At 68.1% G+C, this 15,208-nt stretch carries 10 protein-coding genes; 4 read left to right on the forward strand and 6 right to left on the reverse strand.

The features are described 5' to 3' along the window. Positions 1-12 precede the first annotated feature (12 nt). Positions 13-1,209, forward strand: a complete 1,197-nt coding sequence (locus V7Q48_RS09175; RefSeq protein WP_333837715.1) for an acetyl-CoA C-acyltransferase — start codon at positions 13-15, stop codon at positions 1,207-1,209. A 119-nt stretch (positions 1,210-1,328) separates the two neighbouring features. Here V7Q48_RS09175 and V7Q48_RS09180 read toward each other — a convergent pair whose 3' ends face one another. Further along, complete coding sequence (locus tag V7Q48_RS09180) at positions 1,329-1,820, reverse strand: SH3 domain-containing protein (protein WP_333837716.1); 492 nt, start codon at positions 1,818-1,820, stop codon at positions 1,329-1,331. A gap of 194 nt (positions 1,821-2,014) precedes the next feature. On the opposite strand from V7Q48_RS09180, the gene V7Q48_RS09185 reads away from it, so the two are divergent. Together V7Q48_RS09185 and V7Q48_RS09190 are read left to right on the forward strand one after the other, a co-directional pair. Beyond that, entirely contained in the window at positions 2,015-3,043 is a 1,029-nt protein-coding gene (locus V7Q48_RS09185; protein ID WP_333837718.1) for a 2-hydroxyacid dehydrogenase, read from the forward strand. An 83-nt stretch (positions 3,044-3,126) separates the two neighbouring features. After that, positions 3,127-4,437 (forward strand): ammonium transporter, encoded by a 1,311-nt coding sequence (locus tag V7Q48_RS09190; RefSeq protein ID WP_333837719.1) that lies wholly within the window; start codon positions 3,127-3,129, stop codon positions 4,435-4,437. 210 nt (positions 4,438-4,647) lie between these two features. Here the strand turns inward: V7Q48_RS09190 and V7Q48_RS09195 are convergent, their stop codons facing one another. The 5 genes from V7Q48_RS09195 to V7Q48_RS09215 form a co-directional block, all read right to left on the reverse strand. Further along, entirely contained in the window at positions 4,648-6,057 is a 1,410-nt protein-coding gene (locus V7Q48_RS09195) for an NAD(P)H-dependent flavin oxidoreductase (RefSeq protein WP_333837721.1), read from the reverse strand. Between the two features lie 260 nt (positions 6,058-6,317). Further along, positions 6,318-7,445, reverse strand: coding sequence for a peptide chain release factor 2 (gene prfB / locus V7Q48_RS09200; RefSeq protein WP_333837722.1), 1,128 nt, complete (start codon positions 7,443-7,445; stop codon positions 6,318-6,320). Between the two features lie 83 nt (positions 7,446-7,528). Further along, positions 7,529-8,074 (reverse strand): peroxiredoxin, encoded by a 546-nt coding sequence (locus V7Q48_RS09205; RefSeq protein ID WP_333837794.1) that lies wholly within the window; start codon positions 8,072-8,074, stop codon positions 7,529-7,531. A gap of 36 nt (positions 8,075-8,110) precedes the next feature. Beyond that, positions 8,111-10,681, reverse strand: coding sequence for a penicillin-binding protein 1A (locus tag V7Q48_RS09210; RefSeq protein WP_442947117.1), 2,571 nt, complete (start codon positions 10,679-10,681; stop codon positions 8,111-8,113). A 65-nt stretch (positions 10,682-10,746) separates the two neighbouring features. Then, on the reverse strand, positions 10,747-11,625 hold the full coding sequence (locus V7Q48_RS09215) for an N-acetylmuramoyl-L-alanine amidase family protein (protein WP_333837725.1): 879 nt from the start codon (positions 11,623-11,625) through the stop codon (positions 10,747-10,749). 651 nt (positions 11,626-12,276) lie between these two features. On the opposite strand from V7Q48_RS09215, the gene V7Q48_RS09220 reads away from it, so the two are divergent. After that, positions 12,277-15,186, forward strand: coding sequence for an Rne/Rng family ribonuclease (locus V7Q48_RS09220; RefSeq protein ID WP_333837726.1), 2,910 nt, complete (start codon positions 12,277-12,279; stop codon positions 15,184-15,186). Positions 15,187-15,208: the final 22 nt, after the last annotated feature.

Below are 15,208 nucleotides of genomic sequence, written 5' to 3' on the forward strand. Positions count from 1 at the left end.
GGACCTGTTTCCATGGCCCAGTTCTCCGCAGCAGACCCGATCGTCATCCTCAGCTACGCGCGCACGCCGATGGGTGGCATGCAGGGCGCCCTTGCCGACGTCGCGGCCACCGATCTCGGCGCGACCGCCGTCAAGGCCGTGGTCGAGCGCGCCGGCGTCGAGGGCGGCGATGTCGACCGCATCTACATGGGCTGCGTCCTTCCCGCCGGTCTCGGCCAGGCACCTGCCCGGCAGGCCGCGATCAAGGCCGGCCTGCCCAAGTCGGTCCAGGCGACCACCGTCAACAAGGTCTGCGGCTCGGGCATGCAGACGATCATCATGGCTTCCGAGGCACTGGCGGTCGGCTCGGTCGACCTCGCCATCGCCGGCGGCATGGAATCGATGACCAATGCCCCGTACCTGCTCAAGAAGCATCGCTCGGGTGCGCGCATCGGCCATGACACTGCCTATGACCACATGTTCCTCGACGGCCTCGAAGACGCTTACGAAGCGGGCCGCGCCATGGGCACTTTCGCGCAGGACACCGCGAACACCTATGAACTGACCCGCGAAATCCAGGACGAATTCACGCTGGAAACACTGCGCCGCGCCAAGGCCGCGATCGCCGATGGCGCATTTGCCGAGGAAATCGCGCCCGTGACGGTCAAGACGCGCGCCGGCGAAGTCGTGGTCGATACCGACGAGGCGCCGGGCAAGGCGCGCCCCGAGAAGATCCCGGCGCTCAAGCCCGCCTTCGCCAAGGACGGCACGATCACCGCCGCCACCTCGTCGTCGATCTCGGACGGCGCCGCTGCGGTCGTGCTGACGCGCCAGAGCGTTGCCGATGCCAAGGGCCTCAAGCCGGTGGCGAAGATCGTCGCCCTCGCCGCCCACGCGCAGGAGCCCAAGGACTTCACCACCGCACCGGTCGGCGCGATCACCAAGCTGCTCGACAAGGCCGGCTGGACGATCGACGACGTCGAACTGTTCGAGATCAACGAAGCCTTCGCCTGCGTGCCGATGTTCGCGATGCACGACCTCGGCATCCCGCGCGAGAAGATCAACGTTCACGGCGGCGCCACGGCGCTCGGCCATCCGATCGGTGCGTCGGGTGCCCGCATCGTCACCACGCTGATCGGCGCGCTCAAGCGTCACGGCAAGACCAAGGGCGTCGCGAGCCTGTGCATCGGCGGCGGCGAAGCCACCGCGCTGGCGATCGAACTGCTCTGAGCCTCGCCTGACCCGGGCAAGCGTGCGGCCATTGCGGCCGCACGCTCTCGAATGAAAAAGCCCGCTCTCGGCTGAGAGCGGGCTTTTTCATGGCAAATCAACAAGTCATGCGGCAAAGTTCACGGCGTACCCGCACCCCAGACCGCATCCTGCGCGACAAAGCCCTTGCGCCCGCCGATATCGAACGCGCACCAGCCATCGCGGCAATCGCCCAAGGCGCCCTGAACTCCGGGCGCTGCACGCCACAGCACGGCGCCACCGCCGTTGGCATCGGCGCGGATCGGCGTCACGCTGCCCTTGACCAGCCCGCTGCGCGCCCGGCTGAGAAACTGCGCCAGCATCCAGCCCCGTGCGCCGTCCGGGTCCTGCACCAGGCGCCAGCCACCCATCACGCGCAGCACCTTCACGGGCAGCCCCTTGCGGACATAGACCCAGTTGATGCGGTATTCGCGCCCCGGCCCGACGCGCATGTTGGTCTGGTCCTTGGAGAGCGAGGCCCAATACGGTGCCGCGCTGTCGTCTGCGGCCCGGGCCGGCGTCGAGGCGGCAAGCACGATGCCACCCGCCAGCGCTGTAACGATGCGGCGTAGCGGGGCGCGGGTCGGGATCACGGCAGGCAGTCTCCTTTGCGGCTGGTGCCGGAGTGTTTCGAGACCGCCGCGTCTGCTCGGCGATACACCATTGGCGGGCGAGAGCAACCGTGCGGGCAACCGTGCGGGCGCCGCCGGGGCCGGCGCGTTACCACTCCGATCCGGCTTTGGTCCTGCTTGACCGCCAAGGCCACCTCGTCCTAGCCATGTGCGGGATGAGCCAGCACGCCCGACCACAGGACTTGCGCCTGACCCGCCGCATCGAAGGCAAGCCGCGCGTCGTGGTGACGCGGCGCCTGCTGCCCGAAACCCAGCAGCGCATGGCCGACCTGTTCGACGTGACGCTCAACACCGATGATCGCCCCCTTGCGCGCGAGGCGCTGCTCGCCGCAGTGCGCGAAGCGCACGTGCTGGTGCCGACCGTTACTGACCGCATAGACGCCGAGCTCATCGCCGCCGCGGGTCCCAACCTCGGCCTCATCGCCAGCTTTGGCGCAGGGACCGAGCATATCGACCTCGCCGCCGCGCGTGCCCGGCGTATCATCGTGACCAACACGCCCGGCGTGTTTACCGACGACACCGCCGACATGACCATGGCGCTGATCATCTCGGTGCCGCGCCGCCTGACCGACGGCGAGCGCGAGATCCGCGAAGGCACGTGGGAAGGCTGGTCGCCGTCAGCGCTGCTCGGCCACCGCCTCGGCGGCAAGCTGCTCGGCATCGTCGGCATGGGCCGGATCGGTCAGGCCGTGGCGCTGCGGGCGCGCGCCTTCGGACTGGCCGTGGTCTATCACAACCGCCACCGCCTGCCCCATGCACTGGAGGAGACGCTCGGCGCGCGCTTCGAGCCGGACCTCGACAAGCTGGTGCAGGACGCCGACATTCTCTCGCTACATTGCCCCCACACCGCCGAGACACATCACCTGATCGATGCTCGCCGCATCGCCATGATGAAGCGGCATGCCTATGTCGTGAACACGGCGCGCGGCGAACTGATCGAGGAATCCGCGCTGATCGCCGCGCTCGAGGCGAAGTCGATCGGCGGCGCGGGGCTCGACGTCTTCGCGCACGAACCGCGAGTCGATGCACGGCTGCGCGCGCTGCCCAATGTCGTCCTCCTGCCGCACATGGGCAGCTCGACGTTCGAGGGACGGCTGGCCTCGGGCGACAAGGTCATCGCCAATATCCGGTTCTGGGCCGATGGCCATCGCCCGCCCGACCAAGTGTTCGAGGGCTGGGCCTGAAGCCACTCGAACTTGGCCCCTGCACGGCGCCGGCCCGCGCGCCGTTTCCCATTTATCAAAACCTTGCCGCTAGAGACCGCGCCATGATCTCAACTTCGATCCGCCGCGCGCTGCGCGTGCTTGCCCTTCTCGCCGGCCTTGCCGCCCCGGCCCTGGCCCGCGCACAGGATGCCGGGCTCGACCCTGCCGATAGCGGCGACACCGCCTGGATCCTTGTGGCAGGTGTGCTCGGCGCCCTGCTTGTCGTGCCGGGCATGGCCCTGTTTCACGCCGGGCGCGTGCGCATGCAAAGCCGGCTGTCGGTTCTGGCGCAGACGACTGCGATCCTTGCCCTGGTTTCGGTGTTGTGGATCGTGGTCGGCTACACACTGGCGTTCGGCGTGGCCGGCTCGGGCTGGCTCGGCAGCGGCAATGCCTGGATGCTGATCGATCTCGGCAATGTCCGTGATGGCACCCTGGTGCCCGAAAGCGCCTTCGCCCTGTTCGAGATGGCCTTCGCCCTGCTCGCACCGGCGCTGATGGTCGGGGCCTGGGCCGACCGGGCCCGGCTGGGCTGGGTTGCCGGTTTCGCAGGCCTGTGGAGCCTGATCGTCTATGCCCCGGTCGCACACTGGGCCTGGGGTGGCGGCTGGCTCGCAAGCCGGCTTGGCACGCTCGACTATGCCGGCGGTCTGGTGGTCCACACCACGGCCGGCGTCGGCGCGCTCGTCGCCGCCCTGCTCATGGGCCGGCGCGAACGCATGGCCGAGGCGCTCGCCAGCACAGGTGGCAGTCCCGCGCTCACCTTCTCCGGCGTCGCACTGGCCTGGGCAGGTTCGCTCGCGCTTGCTGGCGGCTCCGCGTTTACCGCGGGCGACGATGCCGCCATGGCGCTGATCGACACGCACGTCGGCGCGGCCAGTGCGGCGCTGGCCTGGCTCCTGCTCGACCGCCTCTACCTCGGCAAGCCGACGCTCACCGGCCTTGCGCGCGGCGCGGTCGCAGGCCTGGCGATCCTGGCGCCGGTTGCCGGCTATGTCGGCCCCGGCACGGCGATCCTGCTCGGCATTCTTGGCGCGGTTGCCGCGCGTGGCACGGCCAGCGTCATCCTGCGCACGCTGCAGATCGACGACTCGCTCGCCATCTTTGCAACCCACGGCGTCACCGGCATGCTCGGCTCGGTGCTGCTCGGCCTGCTGCTGTCGCCCGCACTCGGCGGCGTCGGCTTCGTTCAGGGCATGGACCTCGCGCATCAGCTCGTCGCGCAGATCGTCGCGGTCGGCGCCATCGCGGGCTGGAGCGCGATCGGCACCGCGATCGCTGCACTGATGGTGTCGATGGTGATCCCGATGCGCGTGACGCGCGAAGACGAACTGACCGGGCTCGATGCCGCAACGCTGGGCGACGACGCCTGACACGAAAAAACCTCCCCATCATCGATGGGGGGATATCGGCCCCTCCACCACCCGCTGCGCGGGCGGTCCCCCTCCCCGCCTTTCGGCAGGGAGGATCTCAAAGATCCTCCCCATCCGCGATGGGGAGGTGGCAGCGCGTCAGCGCTGACGGAGGGGTATGAAAGCGCGGCACCCCCTCCCCGCCGCCGGCAGGGAGGATGGGGCCTCGGCTCAGTCGCCGGTGAGGATGCGATCGACCAACTGCTTCACGGTCGGCGTGAAGTTGTTGGAATAGAACGGGTCCTGCTTGAAGCGATAGGCCGCGTGGCCGGCGAACATCAGGTTCTTGTCGATGTCCCCGCCATGGGCGATGTCCTGCAGCGTCTTCTGGATGCAGAAGCTGCGCGGGTCGGCGAGGCGTCCGGTGGTGTAATCGTCATGGTCCTTCCACGACGAGAAGCCGCAATGCGACAGGCAGCCCATGCAGTCGGCCTGGTCCTTGCGGATTTCCTCGCGCTCCTCGGGCGAGACGAACACGATCGTGTCGTCGGGCGTGCGCAGCGCGTGGGTGAAACCGGCGCCGAACCAGGCGCGGGCGCGGCTGAGGTCGACCGGCGTGACCCAGAAGTTCTTGCCCTTGACGCCCACGTCGAGCTGGACGGTATGCTCGCCCGCCTCGACCTTGGAATATGGGATCTGGCGCTCCGAACGCGCTTCGAGCGCGCGCAGGAACGGATTGCGCACGGCCGAGGAATAGAACCCGGTAGGCGAGAACTTGTGCAGCAGCACGTCGCCTGGCTCGAGCGTGCGCAGATGCTCCTTCCACGCCTGCGGGATCGGGCTTTCCTCGGTCAGCAGCGGGCGCGTGCCGAACTGGAAGGCGATGGCGCCCAGTTCGGGATTGTCGATCCAGTCGTTCCACTCGCGCAGGAACCACACGCCGCCGGCCATCACGATCGGCACGTCGTCGCTCACGCCCTCGGCGCGCATGGTGTCGCGCAGTGCCTTGACGCGCGGATAGGGATCTTCGGGCTGGCGCGGATTTTCGGCGTTCGACAGGCCGTTGTGGCCACCGGCCAGCCACGGGTCTTCATAGACCACCGCGGCCATCAGGTGCGCGACCTTGTGATAGGCGCGCTTCCACAGTGCCCGGAAGGCACGGCCCGACGAGACGATCGGCAGGTAATTGACGTTGAAGCGCGCCGCGATTTCCGACAGCTTGTAGGGCATGCCGGCGCCGCAGGTCACGCCGGTGACGAGGCCGCGGGTCTTTTCCAGCACGCCTTCGAGCACCGCCTGCGCGCCGCCCATTTCCCACAGCACGTTGATGTTGATCGCGCCCTTGCCGCCGGCGATGTCGTAGGCGCGGCGCACCTGCTCGACCGCGCCGTCGATGGCGTAGCGGATCAGTTCCTCGTGCCGCTCCTTGCGGGTCAGCGCGTTGTAGACCTGCGGGATGATCTTGCCTTCGGCGTCATAGCTGTCGGCGTTGACCGCACTGACGGTGCCGATGCCACCCGCCGCGGCCCAGGCCCCCGAACTGGTGTGATTGGTGGCGGCAACCCCCTTGCCCCCTTCCACCAGTGGCCACACTTCACGGCCTCCATAGAGGATCGGCTTCAATCCCTTGAACGCAGACATATTCATCCTTCAGTGCGCATGCGCGCATGGCGTTGAACGGCCCTGACCCGAGTGCTGCCCGAACGCTGCCCGATCGCCCCCATACGATCATCCTTGCGTCCCGGTCTTCGTGCCGGACGTGGTACCCGAAAGCACAGGCTTACGGCGAATCCGCCGCCAGCGAAAGCCCGTTAGCGCGCGTGGTGCGGCCGCCGGGCGTGACAAAATGTGGATGCCGGGATGGGCGGGCCTGCCGAAGGGGCAGGCCCGCCCATCCTGGATCAATCGTCATCCTCGACCGCGACCTTCTCGCCCGTGACGCGCTGCGACAGGGCGGCGGCCATGAACGGATCGAGCGCGCCGTCGAGCACTTCGGTCGGATTGGTGCTGACCACGCCGGTGCGCAGATCCTTCACCTGCTGATACGGCTGCAGCACGTAGGAGCGGATCTGGTGGCCCCAGCCGATCTCGGTCTTGGCGGCATACTCGCCCGAGGCCGCAGCTTCGCGCTTGGCAAGCTCGGCCTCGTAGATCCGTGCCTTCAGCATGTTCATCGCGGTGGCGCGGTTCTTGTGCTGGCTGCGGTCGTTCTGGCTGGCGACGATGATCCCGGTCGGCACGTGGGTGATACGCACCGCCGAGTCCGTCGTGTTGACGTGCTGTCCGCCCGCGCCCGAGGCGCGATAGGTGTCGATCTTGAGGTCCGACGGGTTGATCTCGACCTCGATGTTGTCGTCGATTTCGGGATAGACCCAGACCGAGCTGAACGAGGTGTGCCGGCGCGCCGAGCTGTCGTAGGGGCTGATGCGCACCAGGCGATGCACGCCGCTCTCGGTCTTGGCATAGCCGTAGGCGTTCTCACCCTTGAGCAGGAGCGTCGCGCTCTTGATGCCCGCCGCTTCGCCCGCATGATAGTCGACGAGATCGACCTTGTATCCGTGGCGCTCGCCCCAGCGGGTGTACATGCGCTGGAGCATTTCGGCCCAGTCCTGGCTCTCGGTACCGCCGGCGCCGGCGTGCACTTCGAGATAGGCGTTGTTCGCGTCGGCCTCGCCGGCCAGCAGCGCCTGGACCTTGTCGGCGTCGGCGCGTTCAGCCAGCGCGGCCAGCGTCGCGAGCCCCTCGGCGATGGTGTCGTCGTCGCCCTCGACTTCGCCCAGTTCGACGAACTCGATCGCGTCGGCCATTTCCTGGCCGATCTGGCGGACGGTGCCGATCGACGCCTCGAGCCGGCGACGCTCGCGCATCACCGCCTCGGCGTTCTTGGGATCATCCCACAGCTTGGGATCCTCGACGCGCGCGTTGAGCTCGTCGAGACGGCGCACGGCGCGATCCCAGTCGAGGAACTTGCGCACCAGCGCCAGCGCCGCTTCGATGCGGTCGATATGAGCCTGCCCTTCGGCACGCATGACACTCTCACTCCTACAAACGAACTGCGCCGCTTAGCGAAGCGCAGCCGTTTGTAAAGGTGCGCGGTGGTGCCCCTGGCTGCTCAGCGACGGCCCTTGAGCGCCTGGACGGCCGCCAGCGTCAGCTTGACGTGGTCGCGATAGTCCATGTCGGAATGCACCATCGTGACCTTGCCACTCGGCGCGATCACGTAGCTGGTGCGCGTGGTCAGGCCGGTCGACTTGCCGGCCTGCTGCAGGTCGACGTCATAGGCCTTGATGATCGTGGGCGTGGCCGAGGCGACCGCGAATTTGTTGCGGCATTCCTCGGTCGAGAAGCGGGTCAGCGTGGCGACGTCGTCGTTCGACATGCCGATCACGGTGGCGCCGGCCTTGGCAAAATCGGGGGTCGCATCGGCGAAGGCGTGGGCCTCGAGCGTGCAGCCCTGCGTGAAGGCCTTGGGGTAGAAATACAGCACGACCGGGCCGCGCTTGAGCGCCTGCTTGAGGTGGATGCTGAACGGCTTGCCGCCGAGCGCACCTTGTGCGGTGAAGTCTGGTGCCACCGCGCCCTTGGGCAGCGCCGCCTGGGCGACCATCGGGGTGGAGACAAGGGCGAGCGCCGCCAGTGCGGCAAGGGGGGTGCGCATGTTCATGCCAGAGGGTCTAGCACACCCCTGCCCGCCTCAATAGATGCCCCCTTGGTCCACGACGAAGTTCTCGCCCGGCCGGGTGGGCGCGGCGACGGGGCCGCGCGCGGCCCGCGCCTTGCGCAGCGCTTCGAGGATCGCCTCCTTGGCGGTGATTTCCGAGGCTTGCACCGTGCGCTTGGGCTCGGTGTCGGGCTTGAACGCCTCCCAGATGACCGAAGCCTTGCGCTCGTTGTCCTGCGGCACGCCGCCGAACACGCGCTTGCCCGAGACGCGGTCGATCTTGACCATCGACACACCCGCCGGCGCAGTGAACGGGATGTCGGCCCATCGCTCGCGCGTTGACAGCACGAACTGCTTGAAGATCGGGGCGGCGATGCGGCCGCCCTGCGCGTAACCGCCCAGGCTGCGCGGCTGGTCATAGCCCATGTAGATCCCGGCGATGATATCGGGCGAGCCGCCGGCGAACCACACGTTGGTCGGGCCCGAGGTCGTGCCGGTCTTGCCGAACAGCGGCAGACCGAGGTCGTGCAGCGTCTCGGCCGTCCCGCGCACCACCACGCCTTCAAGCATGTGCACGACCTGATAGGCCGTGCGCGCGTCGATGACCTGCTTGCCCGCGGGCTTGAGCCGCGGCATCGCCGAGCCATCCCAGCGCGGGAGGTTGCAGCCGTTGCACGGCCGGTTGTCCGCGCGCCAGATCACCTTGCCGTTGCGGTCCTGCGCATAGTCGATCAGCGAGGCCTCGCGCTGGCGACCATGATTGGCGAGCGCGGCATAGGCGTTGACCATGCGCATCACGGTCGTGTCGCCCGCGCCCAATGCCATCGACAGGTAGGGCTGGTAATCGCCGATCCCGACGTTCTTGATCGTGCGCACCACCTTGTCCATGCCGACATCGTTGGCGACACGCACGGTCATCAGGTTGCGCGACTGTTCCAGGCCCCAGCGCATCGTATGGCTGCCCGAGCCGCCCTCGTTGCCGAAGTTGCGGAAGCACTTCTGGCCGAGTGCCGCACCCTGGTAGACGCAGAACGTTCCGTCGACGACCATCGAGGCCGGCGTCATGCCGTTGTCGAGCGCGGTCGCATAAACGAAGGGCTTGATCGTCGAGCCTGGCTGGCGCTGCGCTTGGGTAGCGCGGTTGAAACTGCCGAGGCGCGCATCGAACCCGCCCTGCATCGCGAGGATGCGGCTGCTCTGCGGATCCTCGACCACCATGCCGCCGGAAACCTCGGGTACGGTCCTCACCGCCCAGGTCCCGGTGCCCAGCGGCGCGACGGTGATGACGTCGCCCGCCTTCATCGCGTCGGGCACGCCGTAAAGCGTGCCGGTCTTGCCATCGGCGAAACCGACTTGGCCGCTGCCGCCGCGCTTCGACAGCAGTACCGCGACGCGCCAGTCCTGGTAACGGATCGACAGGTTGCTGTTGATGAGCTGCGACTGCCAGTTGCCTTCGTCGAGATCGATGTGCGCGATCGGCCCATGCCACGCGCGCCCGGCGGCGTAGCGTAGCAGACCGGCGCGCAGGGCATCCTGCGCCGCGGTCTGCAGCTGCTGGTCGAGCGAGGTGCGCACCCACAGCCCGCCGGCATAGACGCTGTTAGGACCATCGGCAGCCTGCTCGCCGAAGCGCTCGATCAGCTGGCGACGCACTTCCTCGAGGAAGTAGCCGGCGTCGGCGGTGTACGTCTCGACCCGGCGCGGCACGAGGCCGAGCGGCTGGGCCTTCGCATCTGCCACTTGCGCAGCCGTCGCCCAGCCGTTCTTCTGCATCTGGTCGAGCACCCAGTTGCGGCGGACCATCGCCTTTTCGGCGAACTTGGCACGGCTGTACGTCTCGGGCGCCTTGGGCAGGATCGCGAGGAACGCCGCCTCGTGCAGCTTCAGATCGCCGACGTCCTTGTCGAAATAGGCCCGGCTGGCGGCCTGGACGCCGAAGCTCTGCCGGCCGAGCGGGATCTCGTTGAGATAGAGCTCGAGGATTTGCTGCTTGTTCAGCACGCTCTCGATGCGGCGCGCCAGCAGCATTTCCTTGAGCTTGCGCGTGACCGAATATTCGTTGCCAATCAGGATGTTCTTGGCGACTTGCTGAGTAATCGTCGAACCGCCGCGCGCCCGTTCGCCCGAGCCGAACTTGGTCGCGTAATCGACCACCGCGCCGGCCAATCCGCTGAAGTCGACGCCGCCATGGCTCCAGAACGTCTTGTCCTCGGCCGAAAGATAGGCGTTGATCAGCTGGGGCGGGAAATCGACATACCGCAGTTGCACGCGCCGCTCGCGGGCATAGCTCGACACGATCTGCCCGTCGGCGCCGCGCACCATGGTGGGCAGTGGCGGCTGGTAGGTCAGCAGAGTCTCGGCCGAGGGCAGCGTCCGCTCGACCGTGACCCACAGCAACCCGCGCAGCACCAGCAGCACGACCACCAGCCAGCCGGCCCGGCGCACCCATTTCGAGCGATGCCACAGGCCCTTGGCCTGGCCCCAGAGACTGCCGCCACGCCTTATGCGAAAGCGGCGCCCCGCGCCTTCCCCGTCATCGCCGGGCGCTCCATCGGGTTCGGGCGCATCGCCGCGCGCAATGATCGGGGGCACATCGTCAGCCATCGTGGCGCGCTCTAGCACGCCGCTTCGCTCCCCCGCCAGTGCCTATCGCCCCGGCGGCGCGCGGCTCATCCCGCCAGCGGGCGCGCATCCTGTTCGGCGAGGAAGATCGCGATCGCGCGGGCGACGGCGCGGGCGAAACGGTCGCGCCAGGCCCGGTCGGTCATCGCGCGCGCGTCCTCGCCGTTGCTGATGTAGCCGGCCTCCATCAGCACCGAGGGAAGATCGAGCGACTTCAGGACGACGAAGGCCGCCTCGCGCCGCGGGTCGGCGTGAAAGCGGATCGCGCCCTCGCCCTCGCGCAGGATCAGGTCCGCCAGCCTCAGCGACCGCGCGCGCATGTCGCGTCGCGACAGGTCGACCAGGATCGATGACACGGCGTCCGACTGGCCGGCCAGCGCGACGCCATTGACGCGGTCGGCGCGGTTCTCGCGCCGCGCCACGGCATCGGCCACCGCGCTCGATCCCCGGTCGGACAGGGCATAGACGGTCGCGCCCCCGGCATCGGCGGCGGCCGCGGAATCGGCGTGGATCGAAATGAACAGGTCGGCCCCCAAGCGCCGCGCGATCCCCGAGCGCTCCTCGAGCGCGAGGAAGCGATCGTCGCTGCGTGTCAGCGCGACCCGCACCCGCCCCTCGCGCAGCAGTGCGTCGCGCAGCGCGAGCGAGAGGGCCAGCGTCACCTGCTTTTCGCGCAAGGTGCCCTCGCCGCTGGCGCCCGGATCATGCCCTCCATGCCCGGCGTCGATCACCACGAGCGGGCGGCTGGCATCGGCCGGCCCCTCGATGCGGGGCAGGTCGATCGGGCGGGTGCCGTCGGGCAAGGCGAAGCGCACTACGTAGCGCGGATCGCCTGCACCCAGGCCGATCGCCAGTCTCAGCCACAGCACCGCGATCAGCAGCGGCACCACGAACAGGGCAAGGATGACGACCCGCTGCTTAACCATCGTAATCGCCAGCCTATGCCGTCATCCGGCCGTGCCGGTCCAGTGCAAATGCTTGCCGGCTGTCTGCACCATGGGGATGCGGGCGATGACGGATCGAAAGCCGACACGGTTTTAATTGCCGGTTTGGAGTTTGAATGCTAGCACCGCCTCTACTGGAGCGGTTCGGCTCCGGCCTGTCCCCGCCGCGTCGGCGCCGCGCCCATTCCGATGGTGCGCATGTCCGCCACGCATACGGCCCTTGCGCCAATGGCAGGGGACCAGGCCGATCGAACCGGATCCTGCGGGCAGGAAGGGACACGGCACATACGCCACCCTCGCCCGCGTTCGAGGTTGATGCCGTGATGAAGAGCCGCTTGCCGTTCCAGCCAAAGTGCCCCGCCGGGGTATTTGTGCGTGGGACGGAAACCGGCGCGCACGATGGCATGCCCCAGTCCGGGCACTATCCCCACGCTTTCATCGCCGCAGACGCACACCAACCGCCGCCGGGCGGCGAGCACGATGGGCAATCGCCCATGCTCCGATCCGGCAAACCCGCATTCGCGAAGCGCCACTGGACCGGCCCATGCCGCACGCCAGGCCTTCGCGCCACCACAAGAAACCGCGCCATGGACCTGGGCCTCGCCCCATGGCCGCGCGGCTGGAGAAACCATAATGACCACGCGCATGCTGATCGATGCGCGCCACCAGGAAGAAACCCGGGTGGCGGTGCTCAAGGGCAATCGTATTGAAGAATTCGACTTTGAATCTGCGGATCACAAGCAGATCAAGGGTAACATCTATCTCGCCAAGGTCACCCGCGTAGAGCCTTCGCTCCAGGCGGCCTTCGTCGATTTCGGCGGAAACCGCCACGGGTTCCTCGCCTTCAGCGAAATCCACCCGGACTATTACCAGATCCCCAAGCAGGATCGTGAGGCGCTGCTGGCCGAAGAAGCCGCCCACGCCGAAGAGGAAGCCGCCCTGCGCGCCGCCGAAGACGGCGACGACGAGGACGACGGCGCCGAATTCGAAGGCGGCTACGACGACGAGAACGGCTACGACGACGGCGCCTATGGCGACGGCGAAGGCCTGACCGAGGTCGACACCTCCGAAAAGGGCCAGGTCGCCACGATCGAGGGCGGTGTCGTCGAAAACGGCTTCGACCACGACGGCGAAGACGCCGGCGAAGCGGAATCGAGCGAGGAAGGCCAGGCCGACAGCGGCCGCCGCCAGCGTCGTCCGCGCCGCCAGGGCCGCGCGCAGAGCAAGGAAGCCGAGGAACTGCGCGCCAAGCGCATGGCCCTGCGCCGTCGCTACAAGATCCAGGACGTGATCCAGCGCCGCCAGGTCCTGCTCGTCCAGGTCGTCAAGGAAGAGCGTGGCAACAAGGGCGCTGCGCTGACCACGTACCTCAGCCTCGCCGGCCGCTATTGCGTGCTCATGCCCAATTCGAGCCATGGCGGCGGCATCAGCCGCAAGATCAGCTCGGCTTCGGACCGCAAGCGCCTCAAGCAGATCATTGCCGAGCTCGAGCTGCCCAAGTCGATGAGCTGCATCGTGCGCACCGCCGGCCTGCAGCGCACCAAGCCCGAAATCAAGCGTGATTTCGACTACCTCGCCCGCCTGTGGGACGAGATCCGCGAAGGCACGATGCGTTCGGCAGCGCCGGCGCTGATCCATTCGGACAGCGACCTCATCAAGCGCGCGATCCGCGACATCTACAACCGCGACATCGAGGAAGTGGTGGTCGAGGGCGAAGCGGGCTACCGCGCCGCCAAGGACTTCATGAAGCTGCTGATGCCCAGCCACGCCAAGCGGGTGCGCCAGTATGCTGATCCCGTGCCGCTGTTCCAGCGCTATGGCGCCGAAGACCAGCTCTCGGCGATGTACGACCCCGTCGTGCAGTTGAAGTCGGGCGGCTACCTCGTCATCAACCCGACCGAGGCACTGGTCTCGATCGACATCAACTCGGGCCGCTCCACCAAGGAGCACGGGATCGAGCAGACCGCGGTCGCAACCAACCTCGAGGCGGCACGCGAGATCGCCCGCCAGTTGCGCCTGCGCGACATGGCCGGCCTTGTCGTGATCGACTTCATCGACATGGAATATGGCTCGAACGTCCGCAAGGTCGAGAAGGCCATGAAGGACGCGCTCAAGGACGATCGCGCGCGCATCCAGGTCGGCCGCATCTCGGGCTTCGGCCTGATGGAAATGAGCCGCCAGCGCCTGCGCACCGGCGTGCTCGAGGCGACCACCCGCGCCTGCCCGCATTGCGACGGTTCGGGCCTGGTCCGCACCGCCTCGTCGGCCGGCCTTTCGGCGCTGCGCATGATCGAGGACGAAGCCGCCAAGGGCAAGGGCAGCATCATCTCGCTCTACGCCAGCCAGGAAGCGGCGATCTACGTGCTCAACGCCAAGCGTGCCGATCTCGCCGAGATCGAGATGCGCTATGGCGTCTCGGTCGAGGTCATCCCCGAGGGCGAGAACGAGGGCGCCAAGATGCGCGTCGCTTCGCGCGGGCCGCGTCCGGAATTCGTCCCCCGCTTCGAGCCGATCGTCGAGCCTGAAGAGGACGACATCGTCGAGGACGAGTACGACGACGAAGGCGACGTCGTCGAGGAGCGCAAGGACAGCCGCGGCGAGCGCCGTGGCGAAGGTCGCAGCGAAGGCGGACGTGGTGAAGCTGGCCGCACCGAGCGCGATGGCGAGGGTGAAGGCGACGGCAATGGCCGCCGCAAGCGCCGCAAGCGCCGCCGGGGCCGCAATCGCGATCGCCGTGAAGACGGCAGCACCGTGGCCGAAGGCGAGACCGAGAACGAGAACGAATTCGACACCGACGGCGATGCCGCCGAGGGTGACGATGCCGCGGTCGACACCGGCGCCGAAGAGGCTGGCGAAGAGGCAAATGGTGAAACGGGCGATGACGCCGCCGATCGCGGTCCGCGCAAGCGCCGCCGTCGCAGCCGTCGCCGTCGTGGCGGTCAGCGCGAGGACAGCGCGGACACCCAAGGTGAGACCGAGGGTAGCGACACCGAGGCCAGCGAAGACGATACCGTCAGCGCTGACGTCGCACCCGCAGCCGAACCCGCTCCGGCTGAACCGGCGCCGTTCGACCAGGCCGCGGCCCCGGCCGTGACCGATAGCGTTGCCGAGCAGCCTGCGGAGGAAGCCCCGGCCAAGCCCAAGCGCGTGCGCAAGAAGAAGGTCGTCGAAGCTCCGGCCGACGCGGCGGCGGACGTCGCTGCCGAACCGGTGGCCGAGGCACCCGTTGCCGAGGAAGCACCGGCCAAGCCCAAGCGCACCCGCAAGAAGAAGGTTGCCGAACCGGCTGCCGACGTTGCGGCCGAGCCGGTGGTCGAGGCGCCCGTCGCCGAGGAGGCGCCGGCCAAGCCCAAGCGTACCCGCAAGAAGAAGGTGGTCGAGCCCGCCCCAGAGGCAACCGCCGCGGTGACCGAAGCGGAACCAGCTGCCGAAGCCCCGGTCGAGGCTCCGGCCGAAACACCGGCCGCACCCAGCGGCGACAGCGAGCCCGATGGCGCCCCGCGCCGAGGCTGGTGGCAGCGCACCTTCGGCGCCGCCGAATAAGAAAAATGGCCCGCTGCATCAC

The sequence above is a fragment of the Novosphingobium sp. genome (assembly GCF_036803765.1).
GTDB lineage: Bacteria > Pseudomonadota > Alphaproteobacteria > Sphingomonadales > Sphingomonadaceae > Novosphingobium.

Coding starts and splice junctions, on each gene's coding strand:
- V7Q48_RS09220 (WP_333837726.1), top strand. CDS start 12,277: ATGACCACGCGCATGCTGATCGATGCGCGCCACCAGGAAGAAACCCGG.
- V7Q48_RS09190 (WP_333837719.1), top strand. CDS start 3,127: ATGATCTCAACTTCGATCCGCCGCGCGCTGCGCGTGCTTGCCCTTCTC.
- V7Q48_RS09205 (WP_333837794.1), bottom strand. CDS start 8,074: ATGCGCACCCCCCTTGCCGCACTGGCGGCGCTCGCCCTTGTCTCCACC.
- V7Q48_RS09210 (WP_442947117.1), bottom strand. CDS start 10,681: ATGGCTGACGATGTGCCCCCGATCATTGCGCGCGGCGATGCGCCCGAA.
- V7Q48_RS09175 (WP_333837715.1), top strand. CDS start 13: ATGGCCCAGTTCTCCGCAGCAGACCCGATCGTCATCCTCAGCTACGCG.
- prfB (WP_333837722.1), bottom strand. CDS start 7,445: ATGCGTGCCGAAGGGCAGGCTCATATCGACCGCATCGAAGCGGCGCTG.
- V7Q48_RS09195 (WP_333837721.1), bottom strand. CDS start 6,057: ATGTCTGCGTTCAAGGGATTGAAGCCGATCCTCTATGGAGGCCGTGAA.
- V7Q48_RS09215 (WP_333837725.1), bottom strand. CDS start 11,625: ATGGTTAAGCAGCGGGTCGTCATCCTTGCCCTGTTCGTGGTGCCGCTG.
- V7Q48_RS09185 (WP_333837718.1), top strand. CDS start 2,015: ATGAGCCAGCACGCCCGACCACAGGACTTGCGCCTGACCCGCCGCATC.